The following is a 14905-nucleotide window of genomic DNA, read 5'->3' as shown; positions in this document are numbered from 1 at the left end:
CGCCCGCTTTCTATGAGCGTAGGAGACACCCGGATGAGGCGCTACGCGATCCGTGTGCGGTCTGTGACGGCGAACACGTGAGTCCGGACGTGATCGTCTCGTAACATTGCCGCATGTCTTCCACCGAGCTGCCGAACCTGCTGGCCGCCACCGCCGCGCCCAAGCCCGGTGCCGTGGCGGTCGCGGAGGGCGAGCGGCTCGGCTCGATCGGCCTGCCCGGGCTCACGCTGACGGTGCGTTCACGGCCCCCGGCCCGGGAAGGACTCCCGCCCGCGCTGTACGTGCACGGCCTCGGCGGCTCCTCGCAGAACTGGTCGGCGCTGATGCCGCTGCTGGAGGACGTCGTCGACTGCGAGGCGATCGACCTGCCCGGGTTCGGGGACTCGCCCCCGCCGGACGACGGGGATTACTCGATCACCGGGCACGCCCGCGCCGTCATCCGTTACCTCGACGCCCGCGCCCGCGGTCCCGTCCACCTCTTCGGGAACTCCCTGGGCGGCGCGATCACGACGCGCGTCGCCGCCGTGCGTCCCGACCTCGTCCGTACGCTCACCCTGCTCTCGCCCGCCCTGCCCGAGCTGCGGGTGCAGCGCACGGCGGTGCCGACGGGGCTGCTCGCCGTGCCGGGCGTCGCCACCCTCTTCATGCGGCTCACCAAGGAGTGGTCGGCCGAGCAGCGGGTGCGCGGGATGCTGGGCCTCTGTTACGGCGACCCGGCCAAGGTGACGCCGGAGGGCTTCGACGCGGCGGTGCGGGAGATGGAGCGCAGGCTGCGGCTCCCCTACTTCTGGGACGCGATGACCCGCTCGGCGCGCGGCATCGTGAACGCGTACACGCTGGGCGGCCAGCACGGCCTCTGGCGGCAGGCCGAGCGGGTCCTCGCGCCGACCCTGCTCGTCTACGGCGGGCGGGACCTCCTCGTCTCGTACCGCATGGCCCGCAAGGCCAATGCCGCGTTCCGCGACTCGCGGCTGCTCACGCTGCCCGAGGCGGGGCATCTGCCGATGATGGAGGATCCGCAGAGCGTGGCCACGGCATTCCGCGAACTGCTCGTCGAACTGGGAGAGGAGCCGAGCACCCCGGAGTCCGCCGGTGGCTCCAGTGCCTCCCGTGACTCCGGCACTCCCCGTGACTCCAGTGCCTCCCGTGACTCCCGTACGGGTTCGGGGAGCTGAGGCGGCGCGTGGGACGACACAGCCGCCGCGACCCGGCGAGCGCATCTTCGGCCAGCATTCCTGACCACGGCATCCCTGATCACGGCTCTCCTGATCAGGGCTCTCCTGATCACGGCTCTCCTGACCACAGTGCCTCTGACCACGGCACCCCCGACGAGAGCGCCCCTGACGGCACGGGCGCCTCGGGCCCCCCGCCGGCGCGCCGCGCCCCGGCCCCGGCCCCGCAGTCGGCGCCCGGTACCGGGCGCCGCAGGCGCACCGCCTTGGACGCCGGCGAGGAGATCCCTGCGCACGGGACGCCCGCCAAGGGAACCCCCGCGCACGAGACCCCCGCGCACGAGACCTCCACGCATGAGTCCGCGCGCGCGACATCGGCCCATGGGCTCCCGCGCGTCCGTGGCGGGCACCCCGAGCAGGGCGAGCCGGGCGGTGCCGAGCGCGGCATACCGCGACCTCGGCAGGACCGCCCCACCCCGGGGCAGGACCGCCCCACCCCGCGGCGGGCCCGCACCGCCCTGCGGCAGGATCGTTCCGCTCCTCGGCAGGACTACATGGAGGCGTTCCCGGAGGGTGACCCCTACGCCTCCGTCACCGACTGGAGCGACGTCCCGGAGCCTCGCGGCGAGGGGGCCGTCGTGGTCGGCGGCGGCCGGAAGGGCGGGCGTGCGCGCCTGCTCACCGGGGGCGCGGCCGCCGTGACCCTGCTGCTCGCGGCGTTCCTCGCGGGCCAGGTCCGCGACGGCGCGGGCGGTTCCGACGACAGGCCGCAGGCCGCCCCCGGCGACGGCGCGCGCGGCACCGGGGACTCCGCCTCACGCTCCGACGAGCGCCCGCCGCCCGGGGGCCCCGCCGCGAAACCGGACCTGGCCCGGATGACGTACGAGCAGAAGCTCGGCGAGAGATATCCCCTGGACCCCAAGCTCAAGGCGTCCGGTGAATTCGAGGCGGTCGCCGGATTCGACAAGGCGCCCGGAAAGGGGCAGCTGTTCCGGTATCGCGTCGACGTCGAAAAGGGGCTCGGTCTCGACGGCGGACTGTTCGCGCAGGCGGTGCAGAAGACCCTGAACGACGACCGGAGTTGGGCCCATGACGGCGCCCGCACCTTCGAGCGCGTCTCGTCCGGCAAACCTGATTTCGTCATCACGCTGGCGAGCCCCGGGACGACCGCGGCCTGGTGCGCGAAATCGGGGCTCGACACGGCGCAGGACAATGTGTCGTGCGATTCCGCGGCGACGGACCGCGTGATGATCAACGGATATCGGTGGGCACAAGGTGCCAAGACCTACGGCGACGAGGTCAAGAAGACCTTCGGCAACGCCCTGCGCCCCTACCGCCAGATGCTGATCAACCACGAGGTCGGCCACCGGCTCGGCTTCGACCACACCGACTGCGCGAAGGACGGGGACCTCGCGCCCGTCATGCAGCAGCAGACCAAGTTCCTGGACCACGACGGGATCAAGTGCAAGGCCAATCCCTGGGCCTTTCCGAAGAGTTGAGGTGGCGGCGGGCGGCAGGCGCCCGCCGCTTTGACATCCGCGCTTTGACATCCGCCGGGAATTCGTTCATATTTCTGCGCATGTCGAACCGTCACGCCCCTTCGAGCGCAGCCATCGAGCTGGCGCTGCTCGGCGTGACCGCGCTCTGCGTGTCCGACGTCCACTGTTGCTGACGCCCGCCCCGGCGAGTGCGTCGCTCATTTCCGGCCGCCCCTGTGCCCTGCCTTCCCGCACGGCCCGGTGCCGCTTTTCCCCGCACCCTCTCCGGGGTCAGCTCTGCTTCATTTCCGCTGATCCGCCGCCTTCGCGCGGCGTTTTTCCCCGAGAGGTCGCCTCCGATGCGTCAATCGTCCGTCATCGCCCGCCGCGTGGCCGCGGCATCCGTCAGTCTGGTCCTCGCCTCGGGCACCGCCGCCTGCGCCGGTCCGCGGGACGCCGACGCCGGCGGTGGCGCGGAGAAGACCCCCGCCAAGGGCGGCACGCTCACCGTCCTCAACAGCGCCCCGCAGACCGACTTCGACCCCGCGCGGCTCTACACCTCCGGCGGCGGCAACATACCGGGCCTCGTCTTCCGCACCCTGACCACCCGCAACCGCGAGGCCGGCGCGAAGGGCGCGAAGGTCGTCCCCGACCTCGCGACGGACCTCGGCAGACCGAGCAAGAACGCCACGGTGTGGACGTACACCCTGAAGAAGGGGCTCAAGTACGAGGACGGTTCGCCGATCACCACCGCCGACGTGAAGTACGGCATCGAGCGGTCCTTCGCCGCCGAACTCAGCGGTGGGGCACCCTACTTGCGGGACTGGCTCGTCGGCGGCGACACCTACCAGGGGCCCTACAAGGACAAGAGCGGCAAGGGACTCGCGTCGATCGAGACCCCGGACGAGCGGACCATCGTCTTCCATCTGAACAAGCCCGAGGGGGAGTTCCCCTTCCTCGCCACCCAGACGCAGTTCGCACCCGTCCCCAGGAGCAAGGACAAGGGCACGAAGTACGAGGAGCACCCCCTCTCCTCGGGCCCCTACAAGGTCGTCGGGAACGAACGCGACGGGGAGCGGCTGCGGCTGGAGCGCAACCCCCACTGGTCCGCCGCGACCGACGCGGAGCGCAAGGCCTACCCGGACGTCATCGACGTACGCTCCGGGCTCGACGCGTCCGTCATCAACCAGCGGCTCGCCGCGGGCCGGGGCGCGGACGCCGCCGCCGTCACCACCGACACCAACCTCGGCCCGGCCGAACTCGCCAAGGTCAGCGGCGACAAGGACCTGGCCGCCCACGTCGGCACCGGACACTTCGGCTACACGAACTACCTCGCCTTCAACCCCAAGGTGAAGCCCTTCGACGACCCCAAGGTGCGCCAGGCCGTCGCGTACGCCGTGGACCGCTCCTCGGTCGTCAACGCCGCCGGCGGCTCCTCGCTCGCCGAGCCCGCCACCACCTTCCTGCCGGACCAGAAGGCCTTCGGACACACGGAGTACGACCACTTCCCGGCGGGCGCCTCCGGCAACCCGAGGAAGGCCAGGCGGCTGCTGAAGGAAGCCGGTCACGACAACGGCCTGACCATCCGGCTCACGCACTCCAACGCCAAGAACGACGAGACGGGCCCGGAGGTCGCGACCGCGGTACAGGACGCCCTGGAGAAGGCCGGCATCACGGTCGAACTGGACGGCCTGGAGGACAACGACTACTCCGACCGGATCCACGACGTCGACCACGAGCCCGGCCTGTTCCTCTCGGGCTGGGGCGCCGACTGGCCCTCCGGCGGCCCCTTCATCGCCCCGATCTTCGACGGACGCCAGATCGTGAAGGACGGCGCCAACTTCAACACGGGCTTCCTGGACGACAAGGCCGTCAACCACGAGATCGACGAGATCAACGAGCTGACCGACCTGGACGCCGCCGCGGCGCGCTGGGGCGCCCTCGACAAGAAGATCGGCCGCCGGGCCCTGACCGTGCCGCTCCTCCACCCGGTCTACAAGCGGCTGTACGGCAAGGACGTCCGGAACGTCGTGATCAGCGACTGGACCGGTGTCCTCGACGTCTCCCAGGTCGCGGTGAAGTCGTCATGACCGGCAGGACCGCCCTCTGGCGGCGGCTGCGCGAGCAGCCGGCCGCCCTGGCCGCGGCGGGAGTCGTCGCGCTGCTTGTGTTCGTGGCGCTCGCCGCGCCCCTCCTCACGGCCCTGGAGGGGCAGGACCCCACCACGTACCACCCCGACCTGGTCGACTCGGCGCGCGGCGGGGTGCCCATCGGCCCCTTCGGCGGGATTAGCGGCGACCACTGGCTCGGCGTCGAACCGCAGACCGGGCGCGACCTCTTCGCCCGGCTCGTCCACGGCGCACGGGTCTCCCTCGGCGTCGCGCTCGCCGCGACCGTCGTCCAGGTGACCATCGGCGTCGCGGTCGGCGTCGCCGCCGGATTCGGCGGCCACCGGCTCGACCAGGTGCTCAGCCGCGCCACCGACGTCGTCGTGGCCCTGCCGCTGACCGTCCTCGCGCTCGCGCTGATGACGGTCGTGCCGAGCGGATTCCCGCGGCCCGTGCTCGTCGCCCTGGTCATCGGCCTCCTCGCCTGGGGCAGCGTCGCCAAGGTCGTGCGCGCGCAGACGGTCACGCTCAAGGCACTCGACCACGTGGCCGCCGCACGGCTCAGCGGCTGGGGCTCCGTGCGCGTCGCCCGACGCGAACTGCTGCCCGCCCTCGCCGCACCCGTCCTCACCTACGCCGCGCTGCTCGCCCCCGCCAACATCACCGTCGAGGCCGCGCTCTCCTTCCTCGGCGTCGGCGTGCGACCGCCGACCCCCTCGTGGGGGCAGATGCTCACGGCCGCGGACGTCTGGTACCAGGCGGCCCCGCAGTACCTGCTGCTCCCGGCGGGCGCCCTGTTCGTGACCGTGCTCGCCCTCACCGTGCTCGGGGACGGCGTGCGCACGGCGCTGGACCCGCGGGCCGCCTCCCGGCTGCGCATCGGCACCGGACGCAAGAGGGAGGAGGCCCCCGCGTGAGCGGGTCCCGGCGGCTCACCGCCTTCCTGCTGCGGCGCCTCGCCGGCGCCCTCGGCACGCTCCTCGCCCTCTCCGTGATCATCTACGCGGTGTTCTACGTCGCTCCCGGCGACGTCGCCCAGATCACCTGCGGCCCCCGCTGCTCGCCCGCGCAGGTCCACCAGGTCGCCGCGCAACTGCGCCTCGACGACCCGCTGTACGTGCGCTATGCGGACTTCCTCCAGGGCCTGTTCACCGGCCACGACTACTCCACCGGCACCGGCGTGGAGCACTGCGGCGCGCCCTGCCTCGGCGTCTCCTACCAGAGCGACCAGCAGGTCACCGCGCTGATCGCGGCCAAGCTGCCGGTCACCGCCTCGCTGGCGGTCGGCGCGATGGTGCTGTGGCTGGCCCTCGGGGTCGGCACCGGCGTCCTGTCCGTCTGGCGGCGCGGTCGGCTCGGCGAGCGCGTCCTGACCGCCCTCACCCTCGCGGGCACCGCCACGCCGGTCTTCGTGGTCGGCCTGCTGCTGATGATCGTCGTCTGCGGTCAGCTCCAATGGCTGCCCTTCCCGCAGTACGTGGACTTCGGCGACGACCCGACCCAGTGGGCCTGGAACCTGCTCCTGCCCTGGCTGGCGCTCGCGCTGGTCGAGGCCGCCACATACGCCCGGGTGACCCGCTCCGCGATGCTGGAGACGCTCGCCGACGACCATGTGCGGACCTTTCGCGCGTACGGCGTCGGGGAGCGGGCGATCGTCGGCAGGCACGCCCTGCGGGGCGCGCTGGCCCCGGTCATCGCCCTGACCGCGAACGGCTTCGGGTCGCTGTTCGGCGGCGCGATGCTCACCGAGTCGCTGTTCGGGCTCCCCGGCCTCGGGCGCGAACTCGTGCAGGCGGTGAAGTCCGTCGACCTGCCGGTGGTGGTCGGCCTGGTCATGGTCACCGGCTTCTTCGTGGTGCTCGCCAATGCCGTCGCGGACGTGCTGTACGCGGTGGCCGACCGACGGGTGGTGCTGACATGAGCCTCGTGCGCGTGAGGGACCTGGGAGTGGAGTTCGACTCCGGCGTACGCGCCGTGGACGGGCTCTCCTTCACCCTGGAGGCGGGCCGCGCGCTCGCCCTCGTGGGCGAGTCCGGGTCCGGCAAGTCGACCGTGGCGTCCGCGCTGCTCGGGCTGCACCGCGGCACGGGCGCGCGCGTCGCGGGATCCGTGCGGGTCGCCGGCGTCGACGTACAGGAGGCGTCGCCGGCACAGCTGCGGCGGCTGCGCGGCGGGAAGGCGGCGATGGTCTTCCAGGACCCGCTCTCCTCCCTCGACCCGTACTTCGCGGTGGGCGACCAGATCGCCGAGGTGTACCGCGTGCACACCGGCGCCTCCCGGCGGGCGGCACGCGCGCGTGCCGTGCGGGTGCTCGACCGGGTCGGCATCCCCGATCCCGTACGCCGCTCCCGCTCGCGCCCGCACGAGTTCAGCGGCGGCATGCGCCAACGCGCGCTCATCGCCATGGCGCTGGCCTGCGAACCGGAACTGCTCATCGCCGACGAGCCCACCACCGCCCTCGACGTCACCGTCCAGGCCCAGATCCTCGACCTGCTGCACGCGCTGCGGAACGAGACCGGGATGGGCCTGCTCCTGATCACCCACGACGTGGGCGTCGCGGCGGAGAGCGCCGAGGAGGTCCTGGTCATGCGGGGCGGGCGGGAAGTGGAGCGGGGCGCGGTGCGGGACGTCCTGAGGGCGCCCCGGCGGCCGTACACCCGGGAGCTGCTGAGCGCCGTGCCACGGCTCGACGCACCGCCGAAACCCCCCTCGCCCCGCACGAGCGGGGAAGTGGTGCTCGAAGCGGTGGGCCTGCGCCGGGAGTTCGGCCACGGGAAGCGCGCCGTCACCGCCGTAGACGACGTCACGCTCAGCGTCCGCCGCGGGGAGACCCTCGGCGTCGTGGGCGAGAGCGGCAGCGGCAAGACCACCCTCGGGCGCATGCTCGTGGGCCTCCTGGAGCCGAGCGCGGGGAAGCTGCGCCACGAAGGCGTGGAGCGGCCCGGCGGCCGCGTGGACCCGGCCGTGCAGATGGTGTTCCAGGACCCCGTCGCCTCGCTCAACCCCCGCCGCTCGATCGGCGAGTCCGTCGCCGACCCGCTGCGCGCCAGGGGCGCGAGCGACACCTTCGTACGGGGGCGCGTGCGGGAGCTCTTGGAGCGCGTGGGGCTCGAACCGGCGCACTACGACCGCTATCCGCACCAGTTCAGCGGCGGTCAGCGCCAGCGCGTCGGCATCGCGCGGGCGCTCGCCGCCGAACCGCGCCTCATCGTGTGCGACGAACCGGTGTCCGCGCTCGACGTGACGACCCAGGCCCAGATCACCGCCCTCCTCGCGGAACTGCAGCGGGACCTCGGACTGGCGCTGGTCTTCATCGCGCACGACCTCGCGGTCGTACGCCAGGTCAGCGACCGGGTCGCCGTCCTCAGGCGCGGCCGGCTCGTCGAGTACGGGCCCGTCGACGAGGTCTACGGCTCACCGCGCGACCCGTACACCAGGCAGCTGCTCACCGCCGTGCCCTCGCTCGATCCGGAGACGGTCGCGCTGCGGCGCGGGGCCCGCACGGAGCCGGCCGCCGCCTGACAATCCGCGGCGGAACGGGCCCTCCCTGCCGCCATAGCGCGCCAGAACGCCACCGGCACGGGAAAGTTACGGCCGTTCACCCCTTTTGGTGGCGCGATGGACAACCGTCCGTCGCGCCACCGGCGGGACCGCATACGTTCTTCCCGCTGCGGGCCGCCGACTCAACGGCGGCTCCCCAAACGGGAGATCGGGGGTGCGCTCGTGCGCGTTGCACTGCTTACGGAGGGTGGCTATCCGTATGTGAGTGGTGAGGGCCGGCTCTGGTGCGACCGGCTCGTGCGCGGGCTCGGGCAGCACGAGTTCGACCTCTACGCGCTCGGCCGCGACGCCCGCCAGGAGGCCTCGGGCCGCCTCGACCTCCCGCCGCACGTCACCCGGGTGCGCACGGCGCCGCTGTGGACCATCGACGACGCGGCCCTCCAGGGCGCGGGCCCGCGCGGCGGCCGTGGACGACGGGCGCGGCACCGGTTCGCGGAGTGCTTCGCGGAGCTCGCCGACGTGGTCTGCCGGGGCGGAGTCGGCGGCGCGCCGCGCCCGGACCCGGCGCACGGGGCCGACTCCGACGATGTGGCGGACCGTTTCGCCAGCGCGCTGTACGGCCTCGCCGACCTCGCCCGCGAAGAGGGCGGCCTGGTCGGCGCCCTGCGCTCGGAAGCCGCCGTGCGCGCGCTGGAAAGCGCCTGCCGCGCGCCCGGCGCACTGCCCGCCGCCCGCACCGCGCGCGTCGCCGACCTGCTCGTCGCCGCCGACCTGATGGAGCGGGCGCTGCGCCCGCTCTCCCTCGACTGGTACGGGGATGACGCCCTCGGCGCCGCCGACCTGTGCCACGCCACCTCCGGCGGACCCGCGGCGCTGCCCGGCCTGCTCGCCCGGCACTTCGCGGGCGTGCCGCTGCTCGTGACCGAGTACGGCGTGCGGCTGCGCGCGCACCACCTCGCCGCGGGCCGCATGGCCCTGAGTGCGCCGGTCCGGGCGCTGCTCGCCGCCTTCCACACCCGCCTCGCCGCCGAGGTGTACGACCGGGCCGTCCTGATCACCCCCGGCGACGCCCACGCCCGCCGCTGGCAGGAGCGCTGCGGCGCCGACCGGGCCAAGCTGCGCACGGTCCACCCCGGCATGGACTGCGACCACTTCCGCGAGACCGGCGAGCAGGGCGAGGACACCGCCGACCCCTACACCCTCCTGTGGGTCGGCCGCGTCGAGCCCGCCAAGGACCTGGTCTCCCTGCTGCACGCCTTCGCCGAGGTGCGCGGCCGGGAGCCGAGGGCCCGGCTGCGGATCGTCGGGGCACCCGCCGAGGAGCCCGGGGCCGCGGAGTATCTCGCGCACTGCCGGGCGCTCGCCGCGCAGCTCTTCCCCGACGAGGCACAGGATGCGCACGCCGTCGGCGACAACCCCGTCTCGTTCGAGGAGATCGGCGGTCCCGAGGCACCGGAGCCGGCCGGCGTCTACGCCACGGGCGCCGTCGTGGTCCTCTCCAGCGTCGTCGAAGGCTTTCCGGCCGGCCTGGTGGAGGCCATGTTCTGCGGGCGCGCGACCGTCTCGACGGATGTCGGCGCGGTGGTGGAGGTGATCGGCGGCACGGGGCTCGTCGTGCCGCCGCGCAATCCGCGGGCGCTCGCCGAGGCGTGCGGGGCGCTCCTGCGCGACCCCGAGCGCTGTGCGCGCCTGGGGGCGGCCGCGCGGGCGCGAGCGCTCGAACTCTTCACCGTCGAACAGAACGTCGCGGCTTTCCGCGACATCTACCTGGAGATCGTCTCGCACTGCCCGGTGCGCCGGGACGCCGTGGACGAGGCGGGCGGACCGCTGCCGTTCGCGACCCCGGCCGAGGCGTACGTGCCGGGCCGCTGGGCGGTCGCGGTGGGCCCCGCGCCGGCCGAGGAGAGCGGCGACGCGCCCAGCTGGGCCGCGCGCGAGACGGATGGCCGGGAGCAGCTGAAGGGGGCCGCCGTATGACACGGCGGGACGGCGTGCGGGCGGCGGCGGACGCGCCGAGGGCGGCGGAAGGGGTGGGCACTTGCCCTGCGGGGCGGTCGGTTCTCGGCGCCGGCGTCAGCTCCGGCGGGGCCTCTTTTCCCGGGGAGGACGTCGGCGTCACCGGGGGCGCGGGGGACGCGGGCGGGGGGCGCGTGGGTGCGGGGCGTGCGAGTGACGTTGAGGGAGGTCGCGCAGACGGTGCAGGCGACACCGGCGGGGGGCGCGCGGGCGGCGTGGGCGCCGGGCGCGTGGACGTGGGGCGCGTGGACGTGGGGCGGGTGCGTGTTGGTGGGGGAGGCCGCGTGGGTGCCGCCGGTGGGGACGCCCGCGCGGACGGCGTGGGCGACACCGGCGGAGGGTGCGTGGACGGCGTTGGTGGGGGTCCGGGCGGGCCAGGGCGGGCCTCGTGGGCCGGGGCAGCGCGCCGGGGTACCGCCGATCCCGTGAAGGCCCTGATGCACCGGCATCGCGAGCTGTGCGCGCGGGCCGTCGACCCGCTGGAGATCGCGGCCGGCCTGGAGGCGCACGGCGTGACCGACCGGGCGGCCGCGCGTTACCGGCACCGGGATGTGTTCGCCCTGGCCGAGGAGATGTACGCGCGCGTGCCCCGCGACGACGAATGCCGTGCCCCCGAGGGCGTGGGACCCGCCGTGCCCGAAGGACCGCCGGGCCGGGCCCTGTTCGCCCTGGCGCCCGGCGCGGTGGGCCTGGTGGCGGTGGCCGGGACCGGCCTGACCAGCGCGGGCACCCGGCTCGCCGTGGCGCTCGCCGGCACCCTCGCCATAGCCCTCGCGCTGTGGATCGCCCTGCGCGAGGGCCCCCTGCGCGCCCGCGCCCGCCTGACGCCCGCCGCACGCGCGTGGGTGTGCTGGCTCCTCGCGTACGCGCTTCTGGGCGACGCCCTGCTGAGCAGTGCCGTCACCGGCGGTCCCGACGGGCCGGATGACCTCTGGCGGCCCGCCACCGCCGGGCTCCTCGGCCTCGCCCTCGCCGTCGCCCCCGCGACCTGGTGCGCCCGGCTCTTCGCCGTCCGCGCCCAGGGGCGGCTGCGGACCAGCCGGGGGCTCGACGACTTCACCGCCTCCGCACGGCCGTTGCTGCTCGGCGTCCTGACGCTGTTCCTCGCCGCGCTCACGGTGTCCCTCTGGGCGTCGCTCGCCGCGACGAACGCCCTGCTCGACACCTCCGACACCGGCGCGTCCCTCGCCGGGGCCGGCGCGCTCGGCGCCCTGCTGCTGCTCGCACGGCTGCTCGGCGTGTACGGCTCCGTACGGGCGCCCGCCCTGCTCCTGGGCGCCGCCGGCGCCGGTGAAGCCACAGCCTCGGCCCTCGTGTTCGCCGGCCGCCTGCCGGGCTGCGACGCGGTGGCGGCACCCGTCACGGCGGCCGTCGACACCTGGGGCCCCGGCGCCGTCCCCGCCGCCGTGTGCGGGGCCGCCGCCCTCGCCCTCCTGAGCCACGCGCTCAGGACCTTGACCCTGGCCTCGGCCCACGCCGGTCCCACCCAGGCCCACCCCGTCCCCGGCGACGCGATGTGAGCCGCCGGCCACCGACCGGCCAGACCACTCTCCCGCGGGGCCGACACCGCGGGCCTCATCCCGTGACCCATGGCACCATCCCTAAGGAGAAAGACAGATGACCACCGGTAGTCGACTCCGCGTCCGCGCGGCAATCCCGGGAGGCGCCCGATGAGGGTGCTGCTGATCGGAGCCAACGGATACCTCGGCCGGTTCGTCGCCGACCGGCTGCTCGCCGACCCCGCGGTGCAGCTCACCGCCCTCGGCCGCGGCGACGACTCTGACGTACGGTTCGACCTCGCCAGCGGCAGCCCCGGAGCGCTCACCCGCTTCCTGGACGCCGTGCACCCGGGCGTCGTCGTCAACTGCGCCGGCGCCACCCGCGGCGGCGCCCGCGAGCTGACGCGGCACAACACCGTCGCCGTCGCCACCGTCTGCGAGGCCCTGCGCCGCAGCGGCTGCGGCGCGCGGCTGGTCCAGCTGGGCTGCGGCGCCGAGTACGGGCCCAGCCAGCCGGGCTCCTCGACCGCCGAGGACGCCGTGCCGAGGCCCGGCGGCCCCTACGGCGTCAGCAAGCTGGCGGCGACCGAACTGGTCCTCGGCTCCGGGCTCGACGCCGTCGTCCTGCGGGTGTTCTCGCCCGCCGGGCCCGGCACGCCCGCGGGCTCGCCGCTCGGGCGGCTCGCCGAGGCCATGCGGCGCGCCATGCAGGCGGGGGACGGCGAGTTGAAGCTCGGGGGCCTCGGTGTGCAGCGGGACTTCGTCGACGTACGCGACGTGGCGCGCGCCGTGCACGCCGCCTCGCTCTCCGCCGCCCAGGGCGTGGTGAACATCGGCTCGGGCCGTGCCGTGCGCCTGCGGGACGCGGCCGCCGTGCTCGCCCGCGTCGCCGGATACGGCGGCGCCCTGCACGAACTCGACCAGGTGCCCGTCCGCGGCGTCATCGGCCACCCCCGCGCGGAGGGGGAGCACGGGCCCCCGGCCGCGTACCCCTACCCGGACGGCTGCGGCAGCTGGCAGCAGGCCGATGTGCGCACCGCCCGCGACCGGCTCGGCTGGCGGCCGCGGATCAACCTGGAAGAGTCGCTCGCCGACATCTGGATGGAGGCCGCGTGTCGCATCTGACCAGGCCCACCAGGGGCTCCGCGAGCACCGGCGTACGGGTCGGCTTCGGCGTCCCCGGCTTCGCCCACCCGCTCCTCGCACCCGCCGAATGGGCCGAACTCACCCGGCCGGGCACCCCCTTGAAGTGGGTCGTCCTCAATGTCGCGAACGGGCCGGGCGAGCGGCCCGACCCGCACTGCCTGGAAGCGGCGGGACGGCTGCGGAACGCCGGTGTCCGCGTGCTCGGCCAGCTCGACGCGCGCTACGGCGCACGCCCCTTCGGGGAGCTGGTCCGCGACGCGCACCGCTACGTCGACTGGTACCAGGTCGACGGCTACTTTCTGGACCGCTGTCCCACGGAGCGGACCGCGCTCCCCGAGGTGCGCGGGACCGCCGCCACACTGCGCGCGCTCGTCGGCGACGCCCACCTCGTGCTCGGTCACGGGACGCACCCGGATCCCGGATACGCCGAGGTGGGCGACCAGTTGGTGACCTTCGCCGGCCCCTGGAGCGATTACCGCTGGTCGCAGGTGGCCGAGTGGACCGCCGAGCATCCACCGGAGCGCTTCTGCCACTTCGTGCACGGCGTGCCGCGCGGGCACCTGGAGGAGGCGCTGCGCATCGCCCGCTGGCAGGGCGCCTCCACGCTCTACTTCACCGACCGGGTGGAGGGGGCGGGCGCGGGGGCTCCCTGGGAGTCCATGCCCGCGTACTGGGACGAAATTGTCTCGCGTATCGGAACGGGTGTCTCGGAATGAAGAAGGGCGTGGCAGTGTTACGGAGAGAACAACCGTACGTAGGAACCGACCAACGGAGTCCCCGTGTCGCTGCCACCCCTGGTCGAGCCCGCCTCTGAGCTCACCGTCGACGAGGTCCGCCGGTACTCCCGCCACCTGATCATCCCCGATGTCGGGATGGACGGGCAGAAGCGGCTGAAGAACGCCAAGGTGCTGTGTGTCGGCGCCGGCGGGCTCGGCTCCCCGGCGCTGATGTACCTCGCCGCGGCCGGTGTCGGCACGCTCGGCATCGTGGAGTTCGACGAGGTCGACGAGTCCAACCTCCAGCGGCAGATCATCCACAGCCAGGCGGACATCGGCCGCTCGAAGGCGCAGTCCGCGAAGGACTCGGTCCTCGGCATCAACCCGTACGTGAACGTGATCCTCCACGAAGAGCGGCTCGAGGCCGACAACGTGATGGACATCTTCGCCCAGTACGACCTGATCGTCGACGGCACCGACAACTTCGCCACCCGCTACCTGGTCAACGACGCGTGTGTGCTCCTGAACAAGCCGTACGTGTGGGGTTCGATCTACCGCTTCGACGGCCAGGCCTCGGTCTTCTGGTCCGAGCACGGCCCGTGCTACCGCTGCCTGTACCCGGAGCCGCCGCCGCCCGGCATGGTCCCCTCCTGCGCCGAGGGCGGGGTGCTCGGCGTGCTGTGCGCGTCGATCGGCTCCATCCAGGTAACCGAGGCGATCAAGGTCCTCACAGGCACGGGCGAGCCGCTGGTCGGCCGCCTGATGATCTACGACGCCCTGGAGATGCAGTACCGCCAGGTCAAGGTCCGCAAGGACCCCGACTGCGCGGTCTGCGGCGAGAACCCCACCGTCACCGAGCTGATCGACTACGAGGCCTTCTGCGGTGTCGTGTCCGAGGAGGCCCAGGAGGCGGCAGCCGGCTCCACGATCACTCCCAAGCAGCTCAAGGAGTGGATCGACGAGGGCGAGAACATCGAGATCATCGATGTCCGGGAGGTCAACGAGTACGAGATCGTCTCGATCCCCGGCGCCAAGCTGATCCCCAAGAACGAGTTCCTCATGGGCACCGCCCTGGAGAGCCTCCCGCAGGACAAGAAGATCGTCCTGCACTGCAAGACGGGTGTCCGCAGTGCGGAAGTCCTCGCCGTCCTGAAGTCGGCGGGCTTCTCCGACGCGGTCCACGTGGGCGGCGGCGTGATCGGCTGGGTCCACCAGATCGAGCCCGAGAAGCCGGTCTACTAGCAACACGCCCTAGCGGCTCAGGTCCGC

Annotated in this window: 12 protein-coding genes; all 12 read left to right on the top strand. The window is 73.7% G+C overall.

Features of this window, described 5'->3' with window-relative positions; all coding sequences use genetic code 11:
• Window positions 1-113: 113 nt before the first annotated feature.
• The 12 genes from ACZ516_RS23345 to moeZ all read left to right on the top strand — a co-directional run bounded on the left by ACZ516_RS23345 (window position 114) and on the right by moeZ (window position 14878).
• The gene (locus ACZ516_RS23345) at window positions 114-1175 is read left to right on the top strand and encodes an alpha/beta fold hydrolase (protein WP_469011561.1); all 1062 of its coding nucleotides are present in this window, start codon (window positions 114-116) and stop codon (window positions 1173-1175) included.
• Window positions 1176-1438: 263 nt separating this feature from the next.
• Window positions 1439-2671: a DUF3152 domain-containing protein gene (locus ACZ516_RS23340; RefSeq protein WP_469011560.1), complete on the top strand. Its 1233-nt coding sequence runs from the start codon at window positions 1439-1441 to the stop codon at window positions 2669-2671.
• A gap of 80 nt (window positions 2672-2751) precedes the next feature.
• The gene (locus tag ACZ516_RS23335) at window positions 2752-2844 is read left to right on the top strand and encodes an Ms4533A family Cys-rich leader peptide (RefSeq protein ID WP_358589930.1); all 93 of its coding nucleotides are present in this window, start codon (window positions 2752-2754) and stop codon (window positions 2842-2844) included.
• 165 nt (window positions 2845-3009) lie between these two features.
• Complete coding sequence (locus ACZ516_RS23330) at window positions 3010-4740, top strand: ABC transporter substrate-binding protein (RefSeq protein WP_469011559.1); 1731 nt, start codon at window positions 3010-3012, stop codon at window positions 4738-4740.
• A complete protein-coding gene (locus tag ACZ516_RS23325) occupies window positions 4737-5675 on the top strand; it encodes an ABC transporter permease (RefSeq protein ID WP_469011558.1) in 939 nt (312 codons plus the stop codon). The genes ACZ516_RS23330 and ACZ516_RS23325 overlap by 4 nt, the downstream gene beginning before the upstream one ends.
• The gene (locus ACZ516_RS23320; RefSeq protein ID WP_358589924.1) at window positions 5672-6679 is read left to right on the top strand and encodes an ABC transporter permease; all 1008 of its coding nucleotides are present in this window, start codon (window positions 5672-5674) and stop codon (window positions 6677-6679) included. The genes ACZ516_RS23325 and ACZ516_RS23320 overlap by 4 nt, the downstream gene beginning before the upstream one ends.
• Entirely contained in the window at window positions 6676-8280 is a 1605-nt protein-coding gene (locus ACZ516_RS23315; RefSeq protein ID WP_361079580.1) for an ABC transporter ATP-binding protein, read from the top strand. The genes ACZ516_RS23320 and ACZ516_RS23315 overlap by 4 nt, the downstream gene beginning before the upstream one ends.
• 96 nt (window positions 8281-8376) lie before the next feature.
• Complete coding sequence (locus ACZ516_RS23310) at window positions 8377-10236, top strand: DUF3492 domain-containing protein (RefSeq protein ID WP_469011557.1); 1860 nt, start codon at window positions 8377-8379, stop codon at window positions 10234-10236.
• A gap of 476 nt (window positions 10237-10712) precedes the next feature.
• On the top strand, window positions 10713-11795 hold the full coding sequence (locus tag ACZ516_RS23305) for a hypothetical protein (protein WP_469011556.1): 1083 nt from the start codon (window positions 10713-10715) through the stop codon (window positions 11793-11795).
• Window positions 11796-11945: 150 nt separating this feature from the next.
• Complete coding sequence (locus ACZ516_RS23300; protein WP_358913643.1) at window positions 11946-12899, top strand: NAD-dependent epimerase/dehydratase family protein; 954 nt, start codon at window positions 11946-11948, stop codon at window positions 12897-12899.
• Entirely contained in the window at window positions 12887-13636 is a 750-nt protein-coding gene (locus ACZ516_RS23295) for a spherulation-specific family 4 protein (protein ID WP_358583243.1), read from the top strand. Before ACZ516_RS23300 ends, ACZ516_RS23295 begins: the two co-directional genes overlap by 13 nt.
• A gap of 63 nt (window positions 13637-13699) precedes the next feature.
• Window positions 13700-14878, top strand: a complete 1179-nt coding sequence (gene moeZ, locus ACZ516_RS23290; RefSeq protein WP_358583245.1) for an adenylyltransferase/sulfurtransferase MoeZ — start codon at window positions 13700-13702, stop codon at window positions 14876-14878.
• Window positions 14879-14905 lie beyond the last annotated feature (27 nt).

The sequence above is a fragment of the Streptomyces sp. NPDC034037 genome, from assembly GCF_055575715.1.
Note: the sequence above shows the minus strand (reverse complement) of the source record. Positions and strands in the feature narration are given on the sequence as shown.

Excerpts from the sequence above, each read along its gene's own strand:
- ACZ516_RS23345 (WP_469011561.1), top strand. The coding sequence starts at position 114 with ATGTCTTCCACCGAGCTGCCGAACCTGCTGGCCGCCACCGCCGCGCCC.
- ACZ516_RS23305 (WP_469011556.1), top strand. The coding sequence starts at position 10,713 with ATGCACCGGCATCGCGAGCTGTGCGCGCGGGCCGTCGACCCGCTGGAG.
- ACZ516_RS23310 (WP_469011557.1), top strand. The coding sequence starts at position 8,377 with ATGGACAACCGTCCGTCGCGCCACCGGCGGGACCGCATACGTTCTTCC.
- ACZ516_RS23330 (WP_469011559.1), top strand. The coding sequence starts at position 3,010 with ATGCGTCAATCGTCCGTCATCGCCCGCCGCGTGGCCGCGGCATCCGTC.
- ACZ516_RS23300 (WP_358913643.1), top strand. The coding sequence starts at position 11,946 with ATGAGGGTGCTGCTGATCGGAGCCAACGGATACCTCGGCCGGTTCGTC.
- ACZ516_RS23335 (WP_358589930.1), top strand. The coding sequence starts at position 2,752 with ATGTCGAACCGTCACGCCCCTTCGAGCGCAGCCATCGAGCTGGCGCTG.
- ACZ516_RS23315 (WP_361079580.1), top strand. The coding sequence starts at position 6,676 with ATGAGCCTCGTGCGCGTGAGGGACCTGGGAGTGGAGTTCGACTCCGGC.
- ACZ516_RS23325 (WP_469011558.1), top strand. The coding sequence starts at position 4,737 with ATGACCGGCAGGACCGCCCTCTGGCGGCGGCTGCGCGAGCAGCCGGCC.